20 protein-coding genes and 1 tRNA gene are annotated in these 21,211 nt (G+C 70.5%); 6 read left to right on the top strand and 15 right to left on the bottom strand.

What is annotated here, in order from left to right; all coding sequences use genetic code 11:
- Positions 1–17: 17 nt before the first annotated feature.
- The 7 genes from ACFHWS_RS10145 to ACFHWS_RS10115 form a co-directional block, all read right to left on the bottom strand.
- Entirely contained in the window at positions 18–989 is a 972-nt protein-coding gene (locus ACFHWS_RS10145) for an ABC transporter permease (RefSeq protein WP_416553948.1), read from the bottom strand.
- Positions 986–2,473, bottom strand: a complete 1,488-nt coding sequence (locus tag ACFHWS_RS10140) for a sugar ABC transporter ATP-binding protein (RefSeq protein ID WP_416553946.1) — start codon at positions 2,471–2,473, stop codon at positions 986–988. Before ACFHWS_RS10140 ends, ACFHWS_RS10145 begins: the two co-directional genes overlap by 4 nt.
- The gene (locus ACFHWS_RS10135; RefSeq protein WP_416568066.1) at positions 2,470–2,712 is read right to left on the bottom strand and encodes a hypothetical protein; all 243 of its coding nucleotides are present in this window, start codon (positions 2,710–2,712) and stop codon (positions 2,470–2,472) included. The genes ACFHWS_RS10140 and ACFHWS_RS10135 overlap by 4 nt, the downstream gene beginning before the upstream one ends.
- Entirely contained in the window at positions 2,709–3,536 is an 828-nt protein-coding gene (locus ACFHWS_RS10130) for a hypothetical protein (RefSeq protein ID WP_416553942.1), read from the bottom strand. The genes ACFHWS_RS10135 and ACFHWS_RS10130 overlap by 4 nt, the downstream gene beginning before the upstream one ends.
- Positions 3,536–5,785, bottom strand: coding sequence for a hydantoinase B/oxoprolinase family protein (locus ACFHWS_RS10125; protein ID WP_416553940.1), 2,250 nt, complete (start codon positions 5,783–5,785; stop codon positions 3,536–3,538). The genes ACFHWS_RS10130 and ACFHWS_RS10125 overlap by 1 nt, the downstream gene beginning before the upstream one ends.
- Entirely contained in the window at positions 5,782–7,914 is a 2,133-nt protein-coding gene (locus tag ACFHWS_RS10120; RefSeq protein WP_416553938.1) for a hydantoinase/oxoprolinase family protein, read from the bottom strand. The genes ACFHWS_RS10125 and ACFHWS_RS10120 overlap by 4 nt, the downstream gene beginning before the upstream one ends.
- A 594-nt stretch (positions 7,915–8,508) precedes the next feature.
- Positions 8,509–8,595, bottom strand: a tRNA-Ser gene (locus ACFHWS_RS10115).
- Positions 8,596–8,768: 173 nt separating this feature from the next.
- On the opposite strand from ACFHWS_RS10115, the gene ACFHWS_RS10110 reads away from it, so the two are divergent.
- Positions 8,769–9,782 (top strand): NAD(P)H-quinone oxidoreductase, encoded by a 1,014-nt coding sequence (locus ACFHWS_RS10110; protein ID WP_416553936.1) that lies wholly within the window; start codon positions 8,769–8,771, stop codon positions 9,780–9,782.
- On the opposite strand, the gene soxR is transcribed toward ACFHWS_RS10110, so the two are convergent.
- Positions 9,779–10,219 carry a redox-sensitive transcriptional activator SoxR gene (gene soxR / locus ACFHWS_RS10105; RefSeq protein ID WP_416553934.1) on the bottom strand — a complete coding sequence of 147 codons (441 nt, stop codon included), beginning with the start codon at positions 10,217–10,219 and terminating at the stop codon, positions 9,779–9,781. The genes ACFHWS_RS10110 and soxR overlap by 4 nt on opposite strands.
- A gap of 47 nt (positions 10,220–10,266) precedes the next feature.
- Between soxR and ACFHWS_RS10100 the strand changes: the two genes are divergently transcribed.
- A complete protein-coding gene (locus ACFHWS_RS10100) occupies positions 10,267–11,094 on the top strand; it encodes a transketolase (RefSeq protein ID WP_416553932.1) in 828 nt (275 codons plus the stop codon).
- On the top strand, positions 11,087–11,983 hold the full coding sequence (locus ACFHWS_RS10095) for a transketolase family protein (RefSeq protein WP_416553930.1): 897 nt from the start codon (positions 11,087–11,089) through the stop codon (positions 11,981–11,983). The genes ACFHWS_RS10100 and ACFHWS_RS10095 overlap by 8 nt, the downstream gene beginning before the upstream one ends.
- A 38-nt stretch (positions 11,984–12,021) precedes the next feature.
- On the opposite strand, the gene ACFHWS_RS10090 is transcribed toward ACFHWS_RS10095, so the two are convergent.
- The 5 genes from ACFHWS_RS10090 to ACFHWS_RS10070 all read right to left on the bottom strand — a co-directional run bounded on the left by ACFHWS_RS10090 (position 12,022) and on the right by ACFHWS_RS10070 (position 16,724).
- Complete coding sequence (locus tag ACFHWS_RS10090) at positions 12,022–12,729, bottom strand: glycosyltransferase family 2 protein (protein ID WP_416553928.1); 708 nt, start codon at positions 12,727–12,729, stop codon at positions 12,022–12,024.
- Between the two features lie 394 nt (positions 12,730–13,123).
- Positions 13,124–13,576 (bottom strand): hypothetical protein, encoded by a 453-nt coding sequence (locus tag ACFHWS_RS10085; protein WP_416553926.1) that lies wholly within the window; start codon positions 13,574–13,576, stop codon positions 13,124–13,126.
- A gap of 55 nt (positions 13,577–13,631) precedes the next feature.
- Positions 13,632–14,819: a thiolase family protein gene (locus tag ACFHWS_RS10080; protein ID WP_416553924.1), complete on the bottom strand. Its 1,188-nt coding sequence runs from the start codon at positions 14,817–14,819 to the stop codon at positions 13,632–13,634.
- A gap of 316 nt (positions 14,820–15,135) precedes the next feature.
- A complete protein-coding gene (locus ACFHWS_RS10075) occupies positions 15,136–16,074 on the bottom strand; it encodes a rhomboid family intramembrane serine protease (RefSeq protein ID WP_416553922.1) in 939 nt (312 codons plus the stop codon).
- A 122-nt stretch (positions 16,075–16,196) separates the two neighbouring features.
- On the bottom strand, positions 16,197–16,724 hold the full coding sequence (locus ACFHWS_RS10070; RefSeq protein WP_278172488.1) for a peptidylprolyl isomerase: 528 nt from the start codon (positions 16,722–16,724) through the stop codon (positions 16,197–16,199).
- A gap of 196 nt (positions 16,725–16,920) precedes the next feature.
- On the opposite strand from ACFHWS_RS10070, the gene ACFHWS_RS10065 reads away from it, so the two are divergent.
- Positions 16,921–17,481 (top strand): hypothetical protein, encoded by a 561-nt coding sequence (locus ACFHWS_RS10065; protein WP_416553920.1) that lies wholly within the window; start codon positions 16,921–16,923, stop codon positions 17,479–17,481.
- Positions 17,482–17,516: 35 nt separating this feature from the next.
- Here ACFHWS_RS10065 and corA read toward each other — a convergent pair whose 3' ends face one another.
- Both corA and ACFHWS_RS10055 read right to left on the bottom strand, forming a co-directional pair.
- Entirely contained in the window at positions 17,517–18,668 is a 1,152-nt protein-coding gene (gene corA / locus ACFHWS_RS10060) for a magnesium/cobalt transporter CorA (RefSeq protein ID WP_416553918.1), read from the bottom strand.
- 72 nt (positions 18,669–18,740) lie between these two features.
- The gene (locus ACFHWS_RS10055) at positions 18,741–19,838 is read right to left on the bottom strand and encodes a PLP-dependent aminotransferase family protein (protein ID WP_416568065.1); all 1,098 of its coding nucleotides are present in this window, start codon (positions 19,836–19,838) and stop codon (positions 18,741–18,743) included.
- A gap of 103 nt (positions 19,839–19,941) precedes the next feature.
- On the opposite strand from ACFHWS_RS10055, the gene ACFHWS_RS10050 reads away from it, so the two are divergent.
- Both ACFHWS_RS10050 and ACFHWS_RS10045 read left to right on the top strand, forming a co-directional pair.
- Positions 19,942–20,400 (top strand): NUDIX domain-containing protein, encoded by a 459-nt coding sequence (locus ACFHWS_RS10050; RefSeq protein WP_416553914.1) that lies wholly within the window; start codon positions 19,942–19,944, stop codon positions 20,398–20,400.
- On the top strand, positions 20,397–21,164 hold the full coding sequence (locus ACFHWS_RS10045) for a hypothetical protein (protein WP_416553912.1): 768 nt from the start codon (positions 20,397–20,399) through the stop codon (positions 21,162–21,164). Before ACFHWS_RS10050 ends, ACFHWS_RS10045 begins: the two co-directional genes overlap by 4 nt.
- Positions 21,165–21,211 lie beyond the last annotated feature (47 nt).

Genomic DNA, 21,211 nt, shown 5'->3' with positions numbered 1-21,211 from the left:
CGGGCAACGGCACCAGATCAGCCGCTGTGCCGGCGACGTACCTGATTGGCGACAGCCGCGACGAGCAGCACGGCGCCGACGGAGACCTGCTGGTAGTAGGAGTCGATCTGGAGAAGATTCAGCGCGTTGGCTACCACCCCGAGCAGGATCACGCCGAGGACGGTGCCGATGATCGTGCCGCTGCCACCGGCCAGCGCCGTTCCACCGATCACCACGGCGGCGACCACGGTCAGTTCCAGGTGCAACCCGGCGGTGCCCGGGCTGGCCGCTCCCAGCCTGGCCAGCAGCATCGTGCCGCCGATGGCGGCGAGCGCTCCGTTGAGTCCGTAGAGGGCCAGCTTCACACCGGTCACCGGGACGCCGGACAGCCGTGCGGCGGCCTCGTTCCCACCGATCGCGAACGCGTGCCGGCCGATCGTGGTGTAGCGCATCACCAATCCCACCCCGACGCAGACCGCGAGCGCGATCAGCGACAACACCGGAATGCCCACCACCTCACCGAAGCCGAGGCCGGACAGGTTCTGCCCGATCGAGATGCTCTGCCCACGGATGACCAGGAGCGCGACGCCCTCCAACGCTGTCGCGGTGCCGAGCGTGACCACGAACGGCGCTACTCCCGAGGCGGTGATGATCGCGCCGTTGAGCAGGCCGACGGTGATGCCCACACCGACTGTGAGCGCCACCGCCGTCAGCTCTGACACGCCGGCCTCGAGAAGCCGGGCGAGCACCCCGGCACTGACTCCGGCGAGACTGGCCAGGGAGAAGTCGATACCGCCGGCCGTCATCAGCAGGGTGAGGCTCGCGGCGAGCACGGCCACCACGGAGATCTGCCGGACGACGTTCAGCAGGTTCGGCCCCGTCAGGAAGGCGTCCGACTGGGTCGCCGTGAAGATCGCCAGAACGATCAGCAGGCCGATCAGTCCGGCATGGTGGGTCAACCCGCCCGGCACCGCGAGCCGGGTCCGCTTGTTGAGCGCCGACGTTGTCATGCTGTCCCTCCGGCCGTCATGGTCACCAGTTCGTCCCTGCTGGTCTGCGCCACGGCGCACTCGGCCACCACTGCGCCGCCCCGGATCACCACCACCCGATCCGCCAGCCGCAGCACCTCGTCGACGTCGGAGGAGGTCAGCAGGAGCGCTGTTCCATCCGCGGCCAGACCCTCTACCAGTTCGTGGATCTCGGCCTTGGCCGCGACGTCGACCCCGTTCGTCGGTTCTTCCAGCAGACAGACCCGCCCGCCCGTCGGCAGCCACTTGGCCAGAAGAACCTTCTGCTGATTGCCACCGGAAAGTGCCCGGACCGGCGGGTCGGCGGCGATGCTGACGACCCGGTAGCGGTCGCGGGCCTCGGCGGCCATGGCGTGCAGCGCCGGCCAGCGGACGAACGGCCGGCCCGATAGCGCCCGTCTGGCCAGCGTGACGTTCTCGTCCACGGAAAGCTCGGGAATCAGGCCCAGGGCAAGCCGGTCCCCGGTGACGCACCGGATGCCGTGCCGCAGCGCGTCACGTACGCTGCCCGGCCGTACCGGCTGGCCGTCCACCACGATGCTCCCGGTGCGCGGGCGACGGGTGCCTGAGAGCAGGCCGAATAGCTGGGACTGGCCATCGCCGGCTGGACCGAGTACGCCGACCACCTCCCCGGCGCGGACCTGAAGGTTGAGTTCACGCAGCCTGTCGCCGGTGCCGATGCCGACCAGGTCCAGCACCACCGGCCCGGGCTCGACGGCCGGCCGGCGTTGGCCGATGTCGGCCTTGCCGCCGGTCATCGAGGTCACCAGGTCAGAAACGGTGGTGCCCTCGGCCGGCACGGTGGTGACCCGGCGGCCGTCGCGCAGCACGGTTATCGAGTCGGCGAGGGCAAGCACCTCGTCCAGGTGATGCGAGACGTAGACGATGCCGACTCCCCGCTGGCTGAGGGTGCGGACCAGCTCGTGGACATGGGCAGCGTCGCCGCCACCGAGGGCGGCGGTCGGCTCGTCGAGGATCAGCACCCTGCCGCCGGCGTGCACCTCCCGGGCGATCTCCACCAGCACCTGTTGGGCCGCAGGGAGCGTCCGGACCGGGGCGGTGACATCGATCCGTACCCCGATGTCGTCAAGTGCCGCGCGGGCCGACCGCCGAATCTCGTCCCAGCGCACCCACGGGCCTCGACGCGGCAGCCGGCCGAGCAACAGGTTCTCGGCGACGGAAAGCGACGGAACCAGGGACCGGCGCTGGTGCACGGTGGTGATGCCGATCTGCCGGGCCCGTCGTGGAGTGAGTGGGCCGGCCGGTTCGCCCGCCACGGACAGGGTCCCCGTATCCGGCGTCAGCGACGCGGAAATGATCTCCACGAGAGTCGACTTGCCGGCGCCATTCATCCCCAGCAGGGCGTGGACCTCGCCAGCGTGCAGATCCAGATCTATGTCGATCAGAGCGCGAGCGCCCCCGAAGGACTTGCTCACGCCACGCAGCGACAGCAGCGGGGCGGTCACGGCGTGTCCCGGGGCGGGTACATCTCGGCGTGCGGGACGCCGAGCATCACCATCAGGTTCCGCAGCGCCACCGGATTCATCCCCTGGGCCAGCAGCTTCCAGGAGTCCCGGTCGCGCACCGCGCGGGCCTCCTCCTCGTCGAGCGCGTAGCCGTCGAGAAGGCCGTCCCGAACCCGGGCCAGCAGACCGGACTCGTGTTCCAGGTCCCAGGCCAGCCGGTTGAGTTCCACGAGGCTCATCGCACGAACTCCATGATCCCGGCGCCGATCGCCCACTCGGCCATCGGCGCGTACGCCAGCAGCGTTCCCGGCGCGGGCTCCCCCGCACCAGCTGTCGCACCCACGGCCACCAGCCAGGTCCGGATCTCCAGTGCCCCATTGCCGGCCTGTTCCAGGATTTCCTCGTCTGACAGGGCGAGGATCGGCTCCAGACGACCGTCCCGCAGACACGACACGAAGTCCCGGTCGAACTCCTCGTTGATCTCACCGAACCGAGGTAGGCCGACCCAGTGTGAGATGCCGCCGGTGCCCAGTACCCCGACCCTGCTGTCGGCGGGCAACGTCGCCACGGCCGCACCGATCGCCCTGCCCAACTCCAGGCAACGACGCAGCGACGGCAGCGGCGGCGTGTTGCAGTTGAGGAAGAGCGGAACGACTCCGGCGCGCGCCGCGTTCGGAAGCTTGGTCAACGGCACCGTGAAGCTGTGGTCCAGCCGCATGGTGTGCGAGCGGGCGGCGTCGAAGCCGCGCTCCACCAACCCGGTCAACAACGCCTGGGCGACCCCGGGCGCGCCCGGGAAGGTACCGTCCGGAGTGCCGAACTCGCCCCAACCCTCGTACCGGTCGGCCAGGCCGAGGCAGTACGTCGGGTAGTTGTCGAGCCCGAAGGTCTCGTAGTGGTCGGTGCCTACCACGATCATCGCTGTCAGGTCGGCCCGACCAATGGCCTCGTCCATCCGCTGCCACGCATCGTGCAGTGCCCGTGACCGGTCGGCGCCTCCCAACGGGTTCTTGATGATCGCGCCGACATGCGAAGTCGCCGCCGCGTACGCCACGGTCCCCATCAGCGCACCACCGCCGAGGCCGGCGCGTGATCAGCGAAGGTGATGTCGGTGGCGAGGTCGGCGTCGCGCCGGCTCACGTCGGTGGCGTGCAGCAGTCCGCAACCGGGGCAGGCGTACTGCCGGATCTCCAACTCCTCGGCGAGCCGGGTGGCCGGGCTGAACTGGAACACGTCGGTACTCACCAGGCAGGCTGCCCGGCGACGCCACGACTGGCCCAACGGAGCCAGCACGGTGCCGCAGTGGCAGGCTACGTAGCGCGCCCCGTCGACCTCGATCCGCTCCAACCGGTCACCGATCGGACCCAGCCGGCGCCGGCCGGTGGCGGCGGGTTGTGCAGGCAACGCCTCGGCCGCCGGCCAGGCCCGGCGCTCGGCACGCAGCCGACTCCGGCGGTCTGCGGTCGCTGCTGCGTCGAGTTCGCCGGCCGCGTCGAGCACCGCACCGTAGAGTCGGACGGCTGCCTCCGGGCTGACAGCCCTCTGCCGTAGGTCCACCCGCAGTGCCTCGATCGGGCGCTCCAGCGGGTCTCCCCAACCACCGCCGGCCTGGTGGGTATAGCTGAGCGTCGCTGCCGCGCCGAGCCGGAACTTCCCGGCCCGGCCCCGCATCGGCGGCCGCTCACCGGTGAGTGTCGCCGGGTCCGGAATCTCCCCGCCGGCCAGTCGCTCCGGCAGGTCGCTATCGCGGACCAGGCGCCGACCGTTCGGGCCGGACGGGTAGCCGCCGAACAGCCCGGTGGAGTTCGGCGCCAACCAACCGTGCCCGGAGCAGACGGCGCTGACGTCGTCGCTGCCGTGCACGGCGTAGTGTGCCCCGATACTCTGCCCGCCGCGGTGCCGGCCGGCCCCACCGGAGTCGGTCACCAAGCCCCGCCACAGGTACAGCAACGGCATGTCCAACTCCACGGTCTCGGCGTTGGCGATACGTTGCCGCTCAATGTTGTGCTGCCCCTGGGTCCAGACCCCGTCCCGATGCGCGTACGCGCCGCCACCGGTGGCGAGGCAGTCGAGGATCACGTGGGTGAAATGCTCGCCGTGCGAGTTGGTGCCAGTCAGTACGAACTGATCGGGGCCGCCGGCCGGCGCGGCCTGAGCCTCACCGATCAGTTCGTCGGAGCAGGCCGCCAGCCGGGACAGGCACTCCACCGCTGTCATCTCCACCAACCAGGCGGCCTCGAGCACACCACCGCTCACCGGCGCGGGTCGACGGGCGTTGATAATCAGCCCTTCCGGTGCGTACACCTCGACCGGGTGGAACAACCCCTCGTTCCAGGGCGAGTCAAAGGCCAGGGTCGGCAGCAACGCCGCAGCGACTCCAGCCATCAGGCCGGACCGAGTGCAGTTGATGTACCCGGTTGCCTGGGGTGACGAGCCGGAGTAGTCGAAGTGCAGCCGATCGCCCTGCTTGGTGAGCACCAGGTCCACGTCGTAGACCGCGTCGACCTCGCTGGCCGCGAGCCCGCCGTCGTTGTCCAGATAGGCCCGGGACCGGACGGTGGCGTCCGGCAGTTCACGGAGCCGGTTGCGCAGCCGGGTCTCGGAGAGTTCGATCAGACCTGACATGACCTCGCGGACCGTCGCGGCGCCGTACCGGTCAGCCAGTTCGGTCATCGCCCGTACGGCGGTGTGGTTGGCTGCGACAAGTCCGCGAAGGTCCAGGTTCGCGGTGCTCGCCATCCGGGTGTGTGCCAGAACGATGTTCCACACGTCGGTGCGGGTCCGGCCACCGTCGATCAGCTTCGTCGGCGGAAGCTGCAGCCCCTCCTGGAACGACTCGGTCGCCGCAGAGCAGAATCCACCAGGTTGCATGGCGCCGACGTCGACCATGTGGCACATCGCGCCACTCCAGGCCAGCAACTCACCTTCGTAGAAGATCGGGGCGACGATGCCGAGGTCGGGAGCGTGAACGGCACCCTTCCACGGGTCGTTCACGATGAACATGTCGCCGGCCGCGATGCCGGGATCGTCGCCGCAATCGGCGATCACGTGCCGAGTGATCGCGGCCATCGACGCGGAGTGCAGCAGAATGGTACGGCCCATCGCGGCTACCGAGCCGTCCGGCAGGTAGAGCCCGACGTTGTAGTCGCTGGCCTCGGTGACGTGGGGCGAGCCGGAGATGGCGGACAGGACGGCGCCCTGTTCGTCGGTGATGGCCAGCAGCCGGTGCCGGATCACCTCGAAGGTGACAGGGTCCACGTCCCGTCCGGCGGTGGAGTGGCCGGCGGGTCCGGTGGAGCTGGCGGTGGTCATGAATCCTCCCGAGCGGTGATCACCAGGTTGGCGTCGTCGTCGACATCGGCCTGTTGGCGAGGGCCGACGACCACGGTGGTGCCGGCGAATTCCAGGACTGCCGGGCCGGGCAGTGAGAGGCCCGGCCCGACTGACTCCCCGCGGTAGACGGTGGCCGGCACCAGCCCGGTCTCTGGAAAGTGCACCGAACGCTGTCCGAGCACCGCCGCGGCGAGCGTTCCGCGCCGCCGCGGTGCCGCCGCGGCCAGCTCGGTTACCCGGACCCGCCCCTCCACCCGCAGGGTGAGCAGCTCAAGCCCGGCGCTGCGCAACGCGGTGCCCGCGCCGTAGATTCGTTCGTAGCTGGCCAGGAAGTCCTCGACCAGGCGCCGAGCCATCTGCCCGTCGACCCGGCCTGCCGGCACGACCACCGGAAGTTCCTGGGTCTGCCGGCGGAACTTGAGGTAGACGATGCGCGTGAAGGTGGCTCGCGGATCACGGTCGAGGTCGGCGTGGCAGCGGTCGATGAGTGTCGCGAAGGTCGCCGCGATGCGGTCGCTGTCCAGATGGGCCGCCGGGTCATCGGCGCCGGGCGGCGTACGCTGCGGGTCGGTGGTCTGCACAGCCCGATAACGATCGGAGATGACCGTCCCGAACGCGGAGTGGACCGTCGCCGTCGGGGGCACCACCAGAGTGCCGATGCCGGCGGCGTCGGCATACGCGTAGGCGTGGGTCGGGCCGGCACCACCGTACGCGTAGATCACGAAGTCGCGCGGGTCATGGCCCTGCTCGACGGTGACCTTACGCAACAGGTCTGCCATCTGGTTGTCCGCGACCTGCCGGATGCCGGCGGCGGCATCGGTGACTGACATGCCCAGCGGCTCCGCAACGTGCCGGCGGATGGCCTCCTCCGCGGCGGGGCGGTCCAGCTTCATCCGGCCGCCAAGGAAGTGGTCTGGATCGATGATCCCAAGCACCACGTCGGCATCGGTGACGGTGGGCCGCTCGCCGCCGCGGCCGTAGCATGCGGGGCCGGGCACCGACCCGGCGCTCTCCGGGCCGACGACCAGGGCACCCACCTCGTCCACCCACGCGATCGAACCGCCGCCCGCACCAATCGCCTGAACCTTGATCCGGGGCAGTGCCAGGTGATAGTTGCCCACCTCGCTGATTCGCTCCACCAACGGTTCGCCGTTGACAATGAGGCCGACGTCAAAGCTCGTCCCGCCCATGTCGCTGGTGATCACATTGCGGTGACCGAGCCGGCGGGCGAGCGCCACGGAGGCGAGCACTCCACCGGCCGGGCCGGAGGTGAGCATCGACGCGGCTCGGGCGGCCGCGTCGCCGGCCCGCATCACGCCGCCGCCCGAGTCCATGATTGACAACTCGCCGGTGAAGCCGGCCTGCCGCAGCCGCGTCTCCAGCAGGTTCACGTAGTCCCGAATCACCGGACCGAGGTAAGAGTTGATCACCGTGGTGGCGGTCCGCTCGTACTCGCCGATCACCGGGGCCACCTGATGCGACAACGTCACGTACGCCGTCGGCCACTCCTGCTTAATCAACTCGGCCAGCGCGCGTTCGTGCGCCGGGTTGACGAACGACCAGAGCAGGCTGACCGCCAATGCCCCGACCTCGGTGTCGCCATCGCGCATTTCGACCAGAGCCGCGCGAACCGCAGCCAGGTCGATCGGCACCACCTCGCGGCCCGCCGAGTCGACTCGCTCGGTGACCTCGACGATGCTGGCCCGGGGCACGATCGGCTCCGGGTTCCGACGGCGGCTGTAGTGCCCGGTCGCCGCGCCGAGCCCGACCCAGGAGGTCATGCTTCGTTGGATCAACAGCGTGTCCGCGAAGCCGCGCGTGGTCAGCAACGCGGTCGGCGCACCCTTGCGTTCGATGAGCGCGTTGGTCGCCGCCGTAGTGCCGTGGGCGAAGTGGTCGATACGCCGGGTGAATTCCGGCAGTTCAAGGCCGTACGCCTCGGCCGCCAGTTCCAGTGCGGCGAGCACGCCGCCGGACCTGTCGGGAAGCGTCGTCGGTGATTTGAACAGCCGGGGCGGCGCGCCGTCCTCAAGCACGACGAGATCGGTGAAAGTGCCACCGATGTCAGTGCCGACGAAGAAACGCCGATCGTGCGCCGTTTGCGTCACCGTGACCCCCTGGTGCGACCTGTGCTACATGAAATGTTGGCGAAACATACGTCGCGACTGTCGGGGCAGCTCAACGCCCCGTTCCGCCAGGCGGACTCGGTGCGCATGATTGGTCCGATCGGACGAGTGGTCCATCCGACGAAACGGCAAACACGTCCGCGCCAGTCACTCAGCCATTCGACTATGGACGGACAACCGGTCGGCCGGTCCGTCGGGTCGACCGATCAGTAGAGTTCACGGCGACCGCGCCGCCCACCCCACCGGCCGGCGTACCTGCCGTCGCGCTGATCGTCGCGGGGCTGGTACTCCCGGCGTCCCGCCGGCTCTTCGGGGGCACCGTAGCCGGTGCGATGCCTACCCGGGCACCGGTGCCGCCGGCAGCCAGACCTACCGGGCTGACCTGGCTGGCCGATCCTGCTACGGTCCGCCGGTTCGCCCCGACGGCAACTGGCCTTGGCTCGCCCACTACCGCCTGACGTTGCGGACCCAGCCGTCCCGCCAGCCGAGGACGACTGCCGGGGCAACTCTCAGTAGTTACCTGACGACGATTGGATCGTATCCGGCTTTCCCCGGACGGACACTTGCTTGTTGGAGCGGAGGGCGTGGGATTCGAACCCACGAAGACATTGCTGCCTTACCGGTTTTCAAGACCAGCGCCATCGGCCACTAGGCGAGCCCTCCCGGTGCGGCCGGCCGGAGACGGTCAGCCGCCGCGTCACTGTGCCCTAGTGTGCCACGGACGTCCGACAGCACTCCGCGGCGCAGGTTAACGCGGCGGTAGCCGAGGGGGCCATCAGGATTCACCAGCCGGGTTCGGCGGGCGGCACACCGGCCGAGCCGGTAAGACTGATGCCATGTACGCGATCACCGTGCCGCAGCCCGGCGGACCCGACGCCCTGGTCTGGACCGAGGTGCCCGATCCCACCCCCTGCCCGGACGAGGTGATCGTCGACGTCGCCGCGACCGCCGTGAACCGGGCCGACCTGCTACAACGGCAGGGGCACTACCCTCCGCCGCCGGGCGCGTCGCCGTACCTCGGGTTGGAATGCTCCGGGGTGATCAGCGCGGTCGGCGCGGACGTCTCCCACCGCAAGGTCGGCGACCAGGTCTGCGCGCTGCTTGCCGGCGGCGGGTACGCCGAGCGGGTCGCCGTGCCCGCCGGGCAGCTGCTGCCGGTGCCGGCCGGGCTGAGCCTGGTTGACGCCGCCGCGCTGCCCGAGGTGGCCTGCACCGTCTGGTCGAACGTGGTCAAGCTCGCCGGGCTGCGGGCCGGCGAGTCGCTGCTGGTGCACGGCGGCGGCAGCGGGATCGGCACCTTCGCCGTCCAGCTCGGTGCGGCGCTCGGCGCCACCGTGCTGACCACCGCCCGCGCGGCCAAGCACGAACAGCTGCGGGCGCTCGGCGCCCACCACGCGATCGACTACACCGCCGAAGACTTCGTCGCCCGCGCCCGCGAGCTGACCGGCGACGGTGACGGCGGGGTGGACGTGATCCTCGACATCATCGGCGGCGGCTACCTGGAGCGCAACGTCCAAACGCTGGCCACCGGCGGCCGGTTGACGATCATCGGGTTGCAGGGCGGCCGCACCGCCGAGCTGAACCTGGGTGCGCTGCTGGCCAAGCGGGCCACGATTTTCGCGACCACGCTGCGGTCCCGTCCGCTCGCCGAGAAGGCGGAGATCGTCCGCCGGGTGCACGACCAGGTCTGGCCGCTGATCGCGTCGGGTGCGATCCGCCCGGTCATCGACCGCCGGATGCCAATTGCGCAGGCCGCGCAGGCGCACCGGATCGTCGAGAGCAGCGACCACCTGGGCAAGGTGCTACTGGTGACCGGCGAGGGCCAACCGCCGTCGAGTGGCAACGGCTAGCCGCCGTCGAGCAGGATGCGCGGGCCGGGGCCGGCGGCGGCCAGCCGGTCGGCCGGGTTGTACAGCGTGCACGACCGCAGTGACAGGCAGCCGCATCCGATACACCCGGCCAGGTCGTCGCGCAGCCGGGTGAGCAGCGCGATCCGCTCGTCGAGCCGGTCCTGCCAGCGCTGGGACAGCCGCGCCCAGTCGGCCTTCGTCGGGGTACGCGAATCGGGCAGCTCGTCCAGCGCCTGGCGAATCTCGTCCAGCGGCACGCCGATCTGCTGAGCGATCCGGATGAACGCCACCCGGCGCAGCTCGGAGCGGGCGTACCGGCGCTGGTTACCGCCGGTACGCCCGGCTCGGATCAACCCGATTCGCTCGTAGTACCGCAGGGCTGACGGTGCCACCCCGGACCGGGCAGCCAAATCGCCGATGGCCAGTGTCCGCTGCATCACAACATCCTTGAGTTGAAGTCAACTTCAACTTGCAGGGTAGGGTCATGTCAGCCTTCGTAGCCAGCCCGGTCGCGCCGCCGCATCAGCCGCCGACCGACATTGGGTACGCGGCCCTTCGGCCGCTGCTACGCCGGATCACCGGCGACGAGAAGCACGAGCACAGCGCCAACTCGACATTGGACGTGCTGTGGGTCCTCTACGACCGGATTCTGCGGATCAGCCCGCAGACCGTCGACGCCGTCGACCGCGACCGGTTCCTGCTATCCAAGGGGCACGGTCCGGCCGCCTACTACGCCGTACTCGCCGCGAAGGGGTTCATCCCCGACGCCTGGCTCGACGACCTGGCCGGGCCGGACAGCCCGCTCGGTCACCACCCGGACCGGCTGCTGGTGCCTGGGGTGGAGATCGGCTCCGGCTCGCTCGGGCACGGGCTCGGCCTCGGCGTCGGCACGCTGCTCGGCCTGCGTGCCCAGGGCCTGACCGACCAGGCCGGCGGAGCCAATCGGGCCGGCGGGGCTGGCGAGGTCGGTCGGGCCGGTAGGGCCAACGGAGCCCGGGTCTACGTCCTGGTCGGCGACGCCGAGCTCGACGAAGGGTCGAACCACGAGGCGATCGCGTACGCCGGCAGCCGGCAGCTCGCCGAGCTGACCGCGATCGTCGTCGACAACGACTCGGCCACCCACGGCTGGCCCGGCGGGCTGGCCAGCCGGTTCCGCGTGAACGGCTGGACCACGACGATCGTCGACGGCCGCGACCACGAGGCACTGACCGACGCGCTGACCGGACATGACGGAGTACGCCCGCACCTGGTGGTCGCCCTGACCCCGGCCAAGTACACCAGACCGCACGGCAAGGAGAATGATCATGCGTGACGCCTTCACCCGCGCCACCACCGGCCTGCTGGACGACGATCCGCGTACCGCGTTGGTGCTGGCCGACATCTCGGCCGAGGCGTTCGCCCCGGCCGCCCGCCGGCACCCCGACCGGATGTTCAACGTCGGCATCCGCGAACAGTTGATGATCGGCGTGGCCGGTGGGCTGGCGTTGACCGGGCTGCGGGCCATCGCCCACTCCTACGCGCCGTTCCTGGTCGACCGGGCGTACGAGCAGATCAAGCTCGACCTCGACCACCAGGGCGTCGGCGCGGTGCTGGTCAGCATCGGCGGGTCGTATGACGCGGCGGCGGAGGGCCGTACCCACATGTCCCCCGGTGACGTGGCGCTGCTCGACACGGCCGGGCCGTGGACGGTGCACGTACCGGGCCATCCGGACGAGGTCGGGCCGTTGCTGCGGGCGGCGGCCGGTCACGACGACGCCGTTTACCTGCGGCTGGCCGCACGCGGCAACCACAGCCCGCATGGTGACGGGGTGTCGGGTCGACTGGTGACGGTGCGTCGGGGCAGCGGGGGAGCCCCGGTCGTCGTCGCGGTCGGCCCGATGCTCGACCAGACGTTGGACGCGGTCACCGGGCTGGACGTGACGGTGGCGTACACGAACACGCCGCGCCCGTTCGACGTCACCGGCCTACGGATGCTCGTCGACTATGTCGATCCGGTGGTGGTGCTGGTCGAGCCGTACCTGGCCGGGACGTCGAGTCACCTGATCGGCGCCGCGCTGGCGGACCGGCCGTACCGGCTGCTGTCGTTGGGCGTCGGGCGGGAGGACCTGCATCGGTACGGCAGCGCGGCGGACCATGACCGCTGGCACGGGCTGGACCCGGCCGGGCTGCGGCGCTCAGTCACCCGGTTCGTCAGCGGCTGAACGGGGCCGTTAGCAGCCGGGGGAGAAGACGGCGGGGCTCAGGCGCCGGGAACGGTACGCCCCTGGCGCCGGGTCCGCTCCCGACCCAGGATCCACAGTGCCTCGACCCCGTCCTTCCAGGTGATTTTCTTGCCTTCCTCGCGGCCCCGGGCCCGATAGGAAATCGGCACCTCGTACGGGCGAACCCGGCGACGCAGCAGCTTGCCGGTGACCTCCGCCTCCATGCCGAACCCGCGCGAGCGCACGTCGAGTGAGCGGTACAGCGACAGCGGCAGCAGCTTGAAGCAGGTCTCCAGGTCGCCGATGTAGGAGTTGAACATCACATTCGCAGCCGTGGTCACGGCCTTGTTACCCATCACGTACCAGAAGCTGTAAGCGCTGTGGCTGCCGAAGGTCCGATTGCCGTAGACCACCGTGGCCCGACCGTCCAGCACCGGCTCGAGCAGCTTCGGGATGTCCTGCGGGTCGTACTCAAGGTCTGCGTCGAGGATCACCATGTAGTCGCCCTCGGCGGAATCCACTGCGGTCTTGATCGCCGCGCCCTTGCCGGCGTTGCGTGGATGGGTGATCACCCGCAGCCGCGCGTCGTCGACGCTCTCCAGGATCGCACCGGTGCCGTCCCGGCTGCCGTCGTCAACGACCACGAACTCGATCTCGCACGGATAGTCAACGGCGAGCGCCTGCTTGAGGGCATCGCCGACCCGCGCCTCCTCGTTGTAGACCGGCATGAGGATCGAGAGCTTCACGGTGGTCTCCGAATGCGTACGGTGGCAGTGGACCCAGACTAGCCCAACCCGTGGGGGCGCACGGGCCAGGCGAGCCGCAGGTGCGCCCCCAGGTGGTCCGAAAGATCCTTCGACGGCGGCGACTTCCACTCGGAGTAATGGTGGGCGGTAATCTCGTTTCCATGGGCGAGAAAGATGATCTGCCGGGACCGAGGAGACGGCGGCCGCCGATCTGCCCGAAATGCCTCGGCGCCGGTAAGGCCTTCACCTTCGCCCTGATCAGTGGCCGCACCCGCGAGGTGTGGTTGAAGTGCTCAGCTTGTTCCGGGTCGATGCAGTCGCCGATCGCCGGTCCGTGACCGGCTGACCGCCGGCCGTAACGACTACGCCACTGCCGGCAGTCGGTTACTGTCAGTCAGGCGGCGGCACCGCTGCGGGCGTCCAACGGGCGGGCCAGGAACGCGTAGCCGAACAGGGCTTCGATGTGGCCGGCCCGGGCCGGATCGCCGGCCTTGATGAGGAACCGTTCCCGGATGCCGTCGACGGCGGTGACCGCGAGCTCGACGATGCCGGCCCTCGGATCGGTGGTCCAGGTCACATGGTCGAGGTGACGCAGTTCGCTGTTGAGGTGCAGCCGTAGCCGGCGCCACAGCAGTGTCTCCTGGGTCACCACCAGTCGCCGCCGGGTCAACAGGAGCAGGTAGTCACCCTGCATCGGCTGGTCGGGGCGTTGGCACCGGGTGACGAGCACGGTGCGTTCGTTGGGCGAGACACAGCGGCGGAACACCGGCATGTGCCGGCTGGTGGTCGAGATCGGGACGGCGGTCTCTGCCGCCGCCGGCAGGAACGTGCGGGAGAAGACGTCCATGTCGTGTTAACGACACGTCAATGCGCAATGACTCGGGGTAACGGCGAAATTTCAGCTACAGAATTTCCACGATGGTCGCGTTGGCCATCCCGCCGCCCTCGCACATCGTCTGCAGCCCGTACCGGATGCCGTTGGAGCGCATGTGGTGCAGCATCGTGGTCATGATCCGGGCGCCGCTGGCCCCGAGTGGATGGCCCAGCGCGATCGCGCCGCCACGCGGGTTCAGCCGGACCGGGTCCGCCCCGGTCTCGGCCAGCCAGGCGAGCGGAACCGGCGCGAACGCCTCGTTGACCTCGTACACCCCGATGTCGGTCAGGTCGAGCCCGGACCGACGCAATGCCTTCGCCGTCGCTGGGATCGGGGCGGTCAGCATCATCACCGGATCATCACCGGCCACCACGGCGGTGTGCACCCGGGCCAACGGCCGTACGCCGTGCGCCCGGGCCCACTCCGACGTGGTCACCGCGAGCGCCGCCGCGCCGTCGGAGATCTGTGACGCGGAGCCTGCGGTCACCACCCCGTCGGCCCGGAACGGCGTGGCCAGCTCACCGAGCTTCGCCAGTGAGGTGTCCCGGCGGATGCCCTCGTCGGCACCGAACTTGTCGGCACCGGACCCGGCGTCGTCGGTGACCGGCACCGGCGCGATCTCGGCGTCGAACTCGCCGGCGTCCTGGGCGGCCGCCGCCCGCTGGTGGCTGGTCAGCGCGAACTCGTCCAGGGCGGTGCGCGACAATCCCCAGCGCCGCGCGATCAGCTCGGCGCCGACCCCCTGGTTGAACGGGACGGGGTCATCCGCGACGACGCCGTCGACCCCCCGGTACCGGTCCCGCACCTGGTCGCCGAACGGCTGCCCGGCACCGGTGCTGGCCCCCATCGGTACCCGGGTCATCGACTCGACGCCGCCGGCCACCACCAGGTCGGCCTGCCCGGCGATCACCGTGGCGGCCGCGAAGTGCAGCGCCTGCTGGCTGGACCCGCACTGCCGGTCGACGGTGGTGCCGGGCACCGACTCCGGCCAGCCGGCCGCGAGTACGGCGTTGCGCCCGATGTTCCAGCTCTGGTCGCCCGCCTGGAACACACAGCCCCAGACGACGTCATCGACGTCGGCCGGATCGAGACCGGTCCGCTGGGCGAGCGCCCGCAGCACGTGGCTGGACAGTTCAACCGGGTGCACCGATGCCAGGGCACCCTTGCGTCGCCCGATCGGGGTCCGGACCGCTCCGACGATGACCGCGTCCCTCATGCCTACCTACTCCCGGGTAACCTCGTTTCCCGAATCGTACGCCGCGACCCGCGCGAGTGGCAGCCTCGGCCGGTGCACAGCCATCCTTGACCCGTGCACAGCGAACCCAGGGAGCTGACCTGGCGGGTCGCCGGCAAGGTCCCGGCCGGCAAGATCGCGGTTGCCGTACAGCGTGGACCGCCGCGGCCACCGGGGCATCCGCAGCGAGTTGTTGGAGATCGACGCGGGCGACTCGCTGCACCTGATCGGCGGCAACGAGCTGGGTGCCTCGCCGGACGAGGTCGCGGCGGCGCTGCTGCGGGCGGCGCCCGGACCGTCAGCCGGCGTGCACCAGGGCGATCCGGGCCACCGTGACCAGGATCAGGAAGAGCAGCACGGCACCGCTGCCGACCGCCTGCACCACGGTGCGGTTGGTGCGCGGAGCGTAGGCCAGGATCGCCCCGATCAACCCGCCGGTGATCAGACCGCCGAGGTGACCGGCGATCGACAGGCTGGACACGGTGAAGGTCAGGATCAGGTTGATCACCAGGATGCCGACCACCGCTGAGGTGTCCCGCTTCAGCCGGCGCAGCACGATGAAGAACGCGGCGAACAGGCCGAAGACCGCAGTGGACGCGCCGGCGGACAGCGCACCCGGGTCGACCAGGTAGGCCGCGACGTTGCCGCCGAGCCCGGCGATCAGGTACAGCGCCAGGAACCGGGCCGGCCCGAGCACCGCCTCCAGGTTGCGGCCGAGCACCCACAGTGCCCACATGTTGAACAGCAGGTGTAGCAGCCCGTAGTGGATGAACATCGCGGTGATCAGCCGGTAGACACCACCACCGTCGATGCCGATGAAGACGTCGCCGTACCCGGGCAGCGCACCGGCGAGCACGGTGCCGTTGGGCCGGACGGTGACGTCCGGGCCGATCACCCCGCCGAACGCGTGCAGCCGCCCGGCGGCCGAGAAGAGCCCGGCGCCGAGCAGCGCACCACCGCCGGAGATCGCCAACCCGATCAGTGCGACGACCGCGTTGATGCCGATCAGGACCTTGGTGACGGTGCCCTGTTGGCCGGCGGCACTGCCACCGAAGGCAGTGCGCGCCGACCGTTGGGTCCGTCGCCCTTCTGCGACGCACTCCGGGCACTGGTGCCCGACCGCCGCGTCCCGCATGCAGTCGGGGCAGATCGGCCGCTCGCACCGGGCGCACCGGACCCAGGTCTCCCGGGACGTGTGCCGGTAGCAGACCGGCACCGTCGGGGCCGGATCACTCATCACGCCACCTCACTGCGCCGGTGCCGACGACCCGCGCCGAGAGCCGGCAACCCCGGTGCTCGCTCATGAGCGCCAAGGTTACCCGGCAGGTTTCGCGCCTGCCGCCTCGTGATCGGCCGGTTTCAGCCGACCCGCTCGATCTCCACGCGGTTGATCACCACGTCGCTGAGCGGACGGTCCGCCGGGTTGGTCGGCGTGTTCGCGATCGAGTCGACGACCTTCGCCGAGTCCTGGTCCGCCACCTGACCGAAGATCGTGTGCCGGTTGTTCAGGTGGGTGGTCGCGCTGACCGTGATGAAGAACTGCGAACCGTTGGTGCCCGGTCCGGCGTTCGCCATCGCCAGCAGGTACGGACGGTCGAAGCGCAGCTCCGGGTGGAACTCGTCGGCGAACGTGTAGCCCGGGCCGCCCCGACCGGTGCCGGTCGGGTCGCCCATCTGGATCATGAACCCGCTGATCACGCGGTGCGAGATGGTTCCGTCGAAGTACGGACCGCTGCCCGGCTGACCGGTACGCGGGTCGGTGTATTCCCGGGTGCCCTCGGCGAGCTCGACGAAGTTGCGGACCGTCTTCGGTGCGTGGTTGGCGAACAGCTCCAACCGGATCGGTCCGTGATTGGTGTGCAAGGTGGCGTAGACAGCCTCAGCCACGGGTACTCCTCAGTTGTTGGTCAGTTCCATGCGGATCCTCCCATGTGCCCCGATCCGGTCACACGGAGGCACCCGAAGGTGGAGGATGACGTTGCAACGACGGCACAGGAGGTAGGCAGCGGTGTTGAGGATCTCCAGGCGCGCCAAGCGGCGGGATCTCGTCCGAGCGGAGCTCGGCGAGAGCCTAGATCATTTTATGCAGGCAGCGACGCACGCGGCCGGGGGCGTGGGGGCCACCGTCGGACCCCGGATCCACGCCGCCCGGGACGCGGTGGCACCCACCGCCGACCGGGTACGCGGCTCCGCGTCCCAGGGCATGACCGCGACCATGGCCACGCTGGCGCCGCTGGCGGTGGCCGCCGCCGACGGGGCCCGCCAGGCCCGCCGGGCAACCAGGAAGGCGAAGACGAAGAACATGAAGAACATGAAGGCAGCGAAACGGACCGCGATGCCGGCGATGAAGGCGAAGCTCACCCCGTCGAAGCGTGCCAAGCACAGCCGCCGCCGCTGGCCGATGATCGTCGGCGTGCTCGCGGCGGGAGCCGCGATCGGCACCATCGCGGTACGACGTCGCCAGGCCGCCCAGTGGGAGGAGTACGACCCGGGTCAGGCACTGGACACGATGCGGGCGGCCGGTAGTGCCACCCACGAGTCGGTCACGCCGAAGCCGGCCGACGGCGGCAAGCCGCACGGCGACCCGATCTCGGCGATGGACAGCGACCCGACGGCGGCGACCGCCCACAACGGGCGCGCCTGAGTACCGGCGGTCGGACCGGCGCACGGTTGGCGGGTTCAGAGCCAGCCGTTGCGCCGGAACGACCGGTACAGCACCAGTGAGATGCTCAGCATCAGGGCGAGCACGACCGGGTAGCCGAACTTCCAGCCGGTCTCCGGCATGAACTCGAAGTTCATCCCGTAGATGCCGGCCAACGCGGTCCACACCGCGGCGATACCGGCCCAGGCGGCGATCTTGCGCATGTCGTTGTTCTGCGCCACGGTCACCTGCGCCAGTCGGGCCTGCAGGATCGAGTTCAGCAAATCGTCGTACGCGTTGACCTGCTCCACCACCCGGCTGAGGTGGTCCTGCACGTCCCGGAAGTAGCGGCGGATCTCGGCCGGCACGTCCTCGTTGATCTCGGCGGTCAGGGTCATCATCGGCCGCTGCAGCGGCGCGACGGTGCGCTTGAACTCCACCAGCTCCCGCTTCAGCTGGTAGATCTCGTGCACCTTGTCACTGGCCTCGGGCGAGAAGACGTCCGCCTCGACGGTGTCCAGGTCGGTCTCCACCCGGTCCACCACCTCCAGGTAGAGGTCCACCACCCGGTCGGTGATCGCGTACGCCACCGCCCACGGCCCCTGCACCATCAGGTCCCGGTTGCGTTCCAGGTCGGCCCGCACCGGCGCCAGCCGGCAGGCGTCGCCGTGCCGCACGCTGATCACGAAACCCTGCCCGATGAACAGCATCACCTGGCCGGTCTCCACCACCTCCGAGTCGCTGGTCAGCTTCTCGTGGTCGACGTACCGGGCGGTCCGCAGCACCAGGAAGTTGACCTCGCCGAACTGCTCCAGCTTCGGTCGCTGCTCGGCCTTGACCGCGTCCTCCACGGCCAGCTCGTGCAGCCCGTACGTGTCGGCGATGCCGGCCATCTCGGCCAGGCTCGGCTCGTGCAGCCCCAGCCAGACGAACGCGTTGCGCTCCCGACGGGCGGTGGCCAGCGCCTCGGGATGCTGCCACGAGCCCGGCTGGCGGATGCCGTCGATGTAGAGCGCGCAGTCGACCACCCCGCTGCGTTCCTCGACCGGCGCCGGGTCCGGCGCGAGCGGGGTCTCGGTCGAGTTGAGCATCCGGCTGACCGCCCGGACCGGGGACGTCCAGGCCCGCGACAACGCCCGGCTGCTCCCGCCGTCCGGCCACCGCTGCTGCCCACGGTCCTGGTCCGCCATCCGCCCGTCTCCTTCCCGGCACTCCGGCTCCCCGGCACCCGGCCGGCCGAAGCCGGCAGAGACGCCAGCCGGCTACCCCGCGCGTACCTCGTCGATCGCGGCCGCCAACCGGCGGACGCCCTCGTCGATCTGATCGACGGTGACCGCCGAGTACGCCAACCGCAGCGCGTGTTCGCCGCCGTCGAGCAGGAAGTCACTGCCCTTGACCACCGCGACACCGCGCTGCGCGGCCGCCGGCACCAGCGCGTCCACCGCCGCATCGTCCGGCAGGTCGACCCAGAGGAAGTACCCGCCGTCCGGCTCGGTGAACCGTACTCCCGGGATGTGCTTGCGCAACGACTCGGCCAGCACCCGGGCGCGCTCGGCCAGCGCGGTGCGCACCGTGGTGATCGACCGGTCCAGGTCGCCGGAGACGCAGAACTGGTGCACGATCGCCTGGGCTACCATGCCCGGCGAGATGTACAGGTTGGTGGCGCGCGCCGCGATCTCCTTCACCAGCCCGACCTCGCCGACCAGGTAGCCGACCCGGACCCCCGGGCAGACGGTCTTGGTGAAGCTGGAGGCGTGCACCACCACGCCGGCGGTGTCCAGCGACAGCATCGACGGCAGCGCCTCGCCCCGGAACCGGATGTCGGCGTACGGGTCATCCTCGAAGATGGTGAACCCGAACTCGGCCGCGAGCTCCAGCAACGCTCGCCGCTTCGGCAGCGACAGGGTCACCCCGGCCGGGTTCTGGTAGTTCGGGATGACATGCGCCAGCCGCGGCCGCACCCCGGACTCCAGCAGCTTGCGCAGCTCCTCGGTGTCCAGCCCGTCCGGCTGCAGCGTCACCGGGTGCACCTCGGCACCGAGCTGGCGCAGGTTGAGCAGCGTCCGGTCGTACGTCGGCCGCTCCACCACCACCGCGTCGCCCGGCTTTACCAGGTGGTCGAAGAGAAACGCGTCGGCCTGCAGCGACCCGTTGGTCACCAGCACCTGCTCCGGCGCGACCCGGTGCTTGTCGGCGATCCAGCGGCGCAACGGAACGTAGCCGACGGAGGTGCCGTAGGCGGTCACCCCGGCCGGGTCGGCGTCGAAGGCCCGGCCGGCGGCGGCCTTCAGCCCGTCGATGTCGACGATGTCCAGCGAGGGCGCCCCACGGGCGAACGAGATCAGCTGCTCGGCGCTCATGGGTGCCAGCGTACGACCTGCCCGGCCGATCACCGTCGGCTGGTGCGCCAGCACACATGCTGGTCCTGGTTCTTCCCCCGGGGTGCTCGCTAGGGTCACAGGCGTGTCCGCCCCACCCCCCGAACCGCTGCGCTGCGTCGCGGCGCTGATCGTCGACGACGACGGCCGGATCTTCTTCCAGCGCCGCTCGCCGCAGCGTCGACTGTTCCCCGACACCTGGGACATCGCCGGCGGCCACCTCGAAGCCGGCGAGACGCCGATCGAGGCCCTGCACCGGGAGGTACGCGAGGAGACCGGGTGGACCGTCTCCCACATTCTCGCCGAGGTCGGCGAGTACACCTACGTCGGCAACGACGGCATCGCCCGGGTCGAGCTCGACTATCTGGTACGGGTCGACGGTGACCTGGCCAATCCGCAGCTCGAAGCCGGCAAGCACACCGAGTTCCGCTGGCTCGCCGCCGACGCGCTCGACGTGCTCGACGAATCGGCTCACGTCAACGACGGGCTGATCCGGCGGATCGCCGAGAACGGCTTCGCCGTACTGCGCTCCCTGGGCCTGTGAGCGCCGGCGACCAGCTGTGGCTGCCCGGTGACCGGTGCGCGGCGCTCACCGCCCCCGTCATCGACCGGGTGCACCGGGCCGCGATGGCCGCCGCCGACACCGCCGGGGTCGAGCTACGTCAGCGGTACGGCGGTCCGGCCGCCGTCGGCTACCTGGTCGACCTGCGGACCCGGCTGGCCGCGCCGAGCGGCCTGGTCGACGCCGCCGGGTTCGCCGCCGTCACCCGCTACCAGGACGCGGCGAGCTGCCAGCGGGTGCTGGACAAGCAGGTCGCGTACGGGATGCTGGTACGCCATCCGGACGGGGCGCTGCGGGCCACCGAACGCGGCGCCGCCTTCCTCACCGACCTGTACGGGCTGCACGCCGCGGTCACCGGGCAGATCTGGGGTGCCGAACACGCGGCCCGGCTGGTCCGGCTGGTCGAACTGACCGGCCGGCTGCTGGCCGCCGCGCTGGCCGGTAGTGACACCGGCGGGCAGGACGCGTTCCGCGCGGTCGCCCCGCCGTACGAGCCGGAGGGCACCCCGGCCGGGGTGCTGCTGCTCAACCGGCTCACCGTGCTGCGTCACCACCGGGCAGACGCGCACGCCGCCGCCTGGACCGCCGCCGGGCACACCGCCCGCAGCATCGTCGACCTGCCACCCGGCCCGGCCCGGCTGGCCATTGAGCAGGAGACCGACCGCCGGGCGGCCGGCCCGCACCAGGCGCTGGAGCCGGAGCAGCGGTTGACGCTGCTCGCCGACCTCGCCGCGCTTCCCGGCTGATGCCGCTATCCTCCACCGGTATCCCACCCACCCCTCACCAGGAGGAC

Source organism: Micromonospora sp. LOL_013 (assembly GCF_048060315.1).
Classification (GTDB): domain Bacteria; phylum Actinomycetota; class Actinomycetes; order Mycobacteriales; family Micromonosporaceae; genus Micromonospora_E.
The sequence above is the reverse complement of the archived record's forward strand: the minus strand, read 5'-3'. Positions and strand labels throughout refer to the sequence as shown.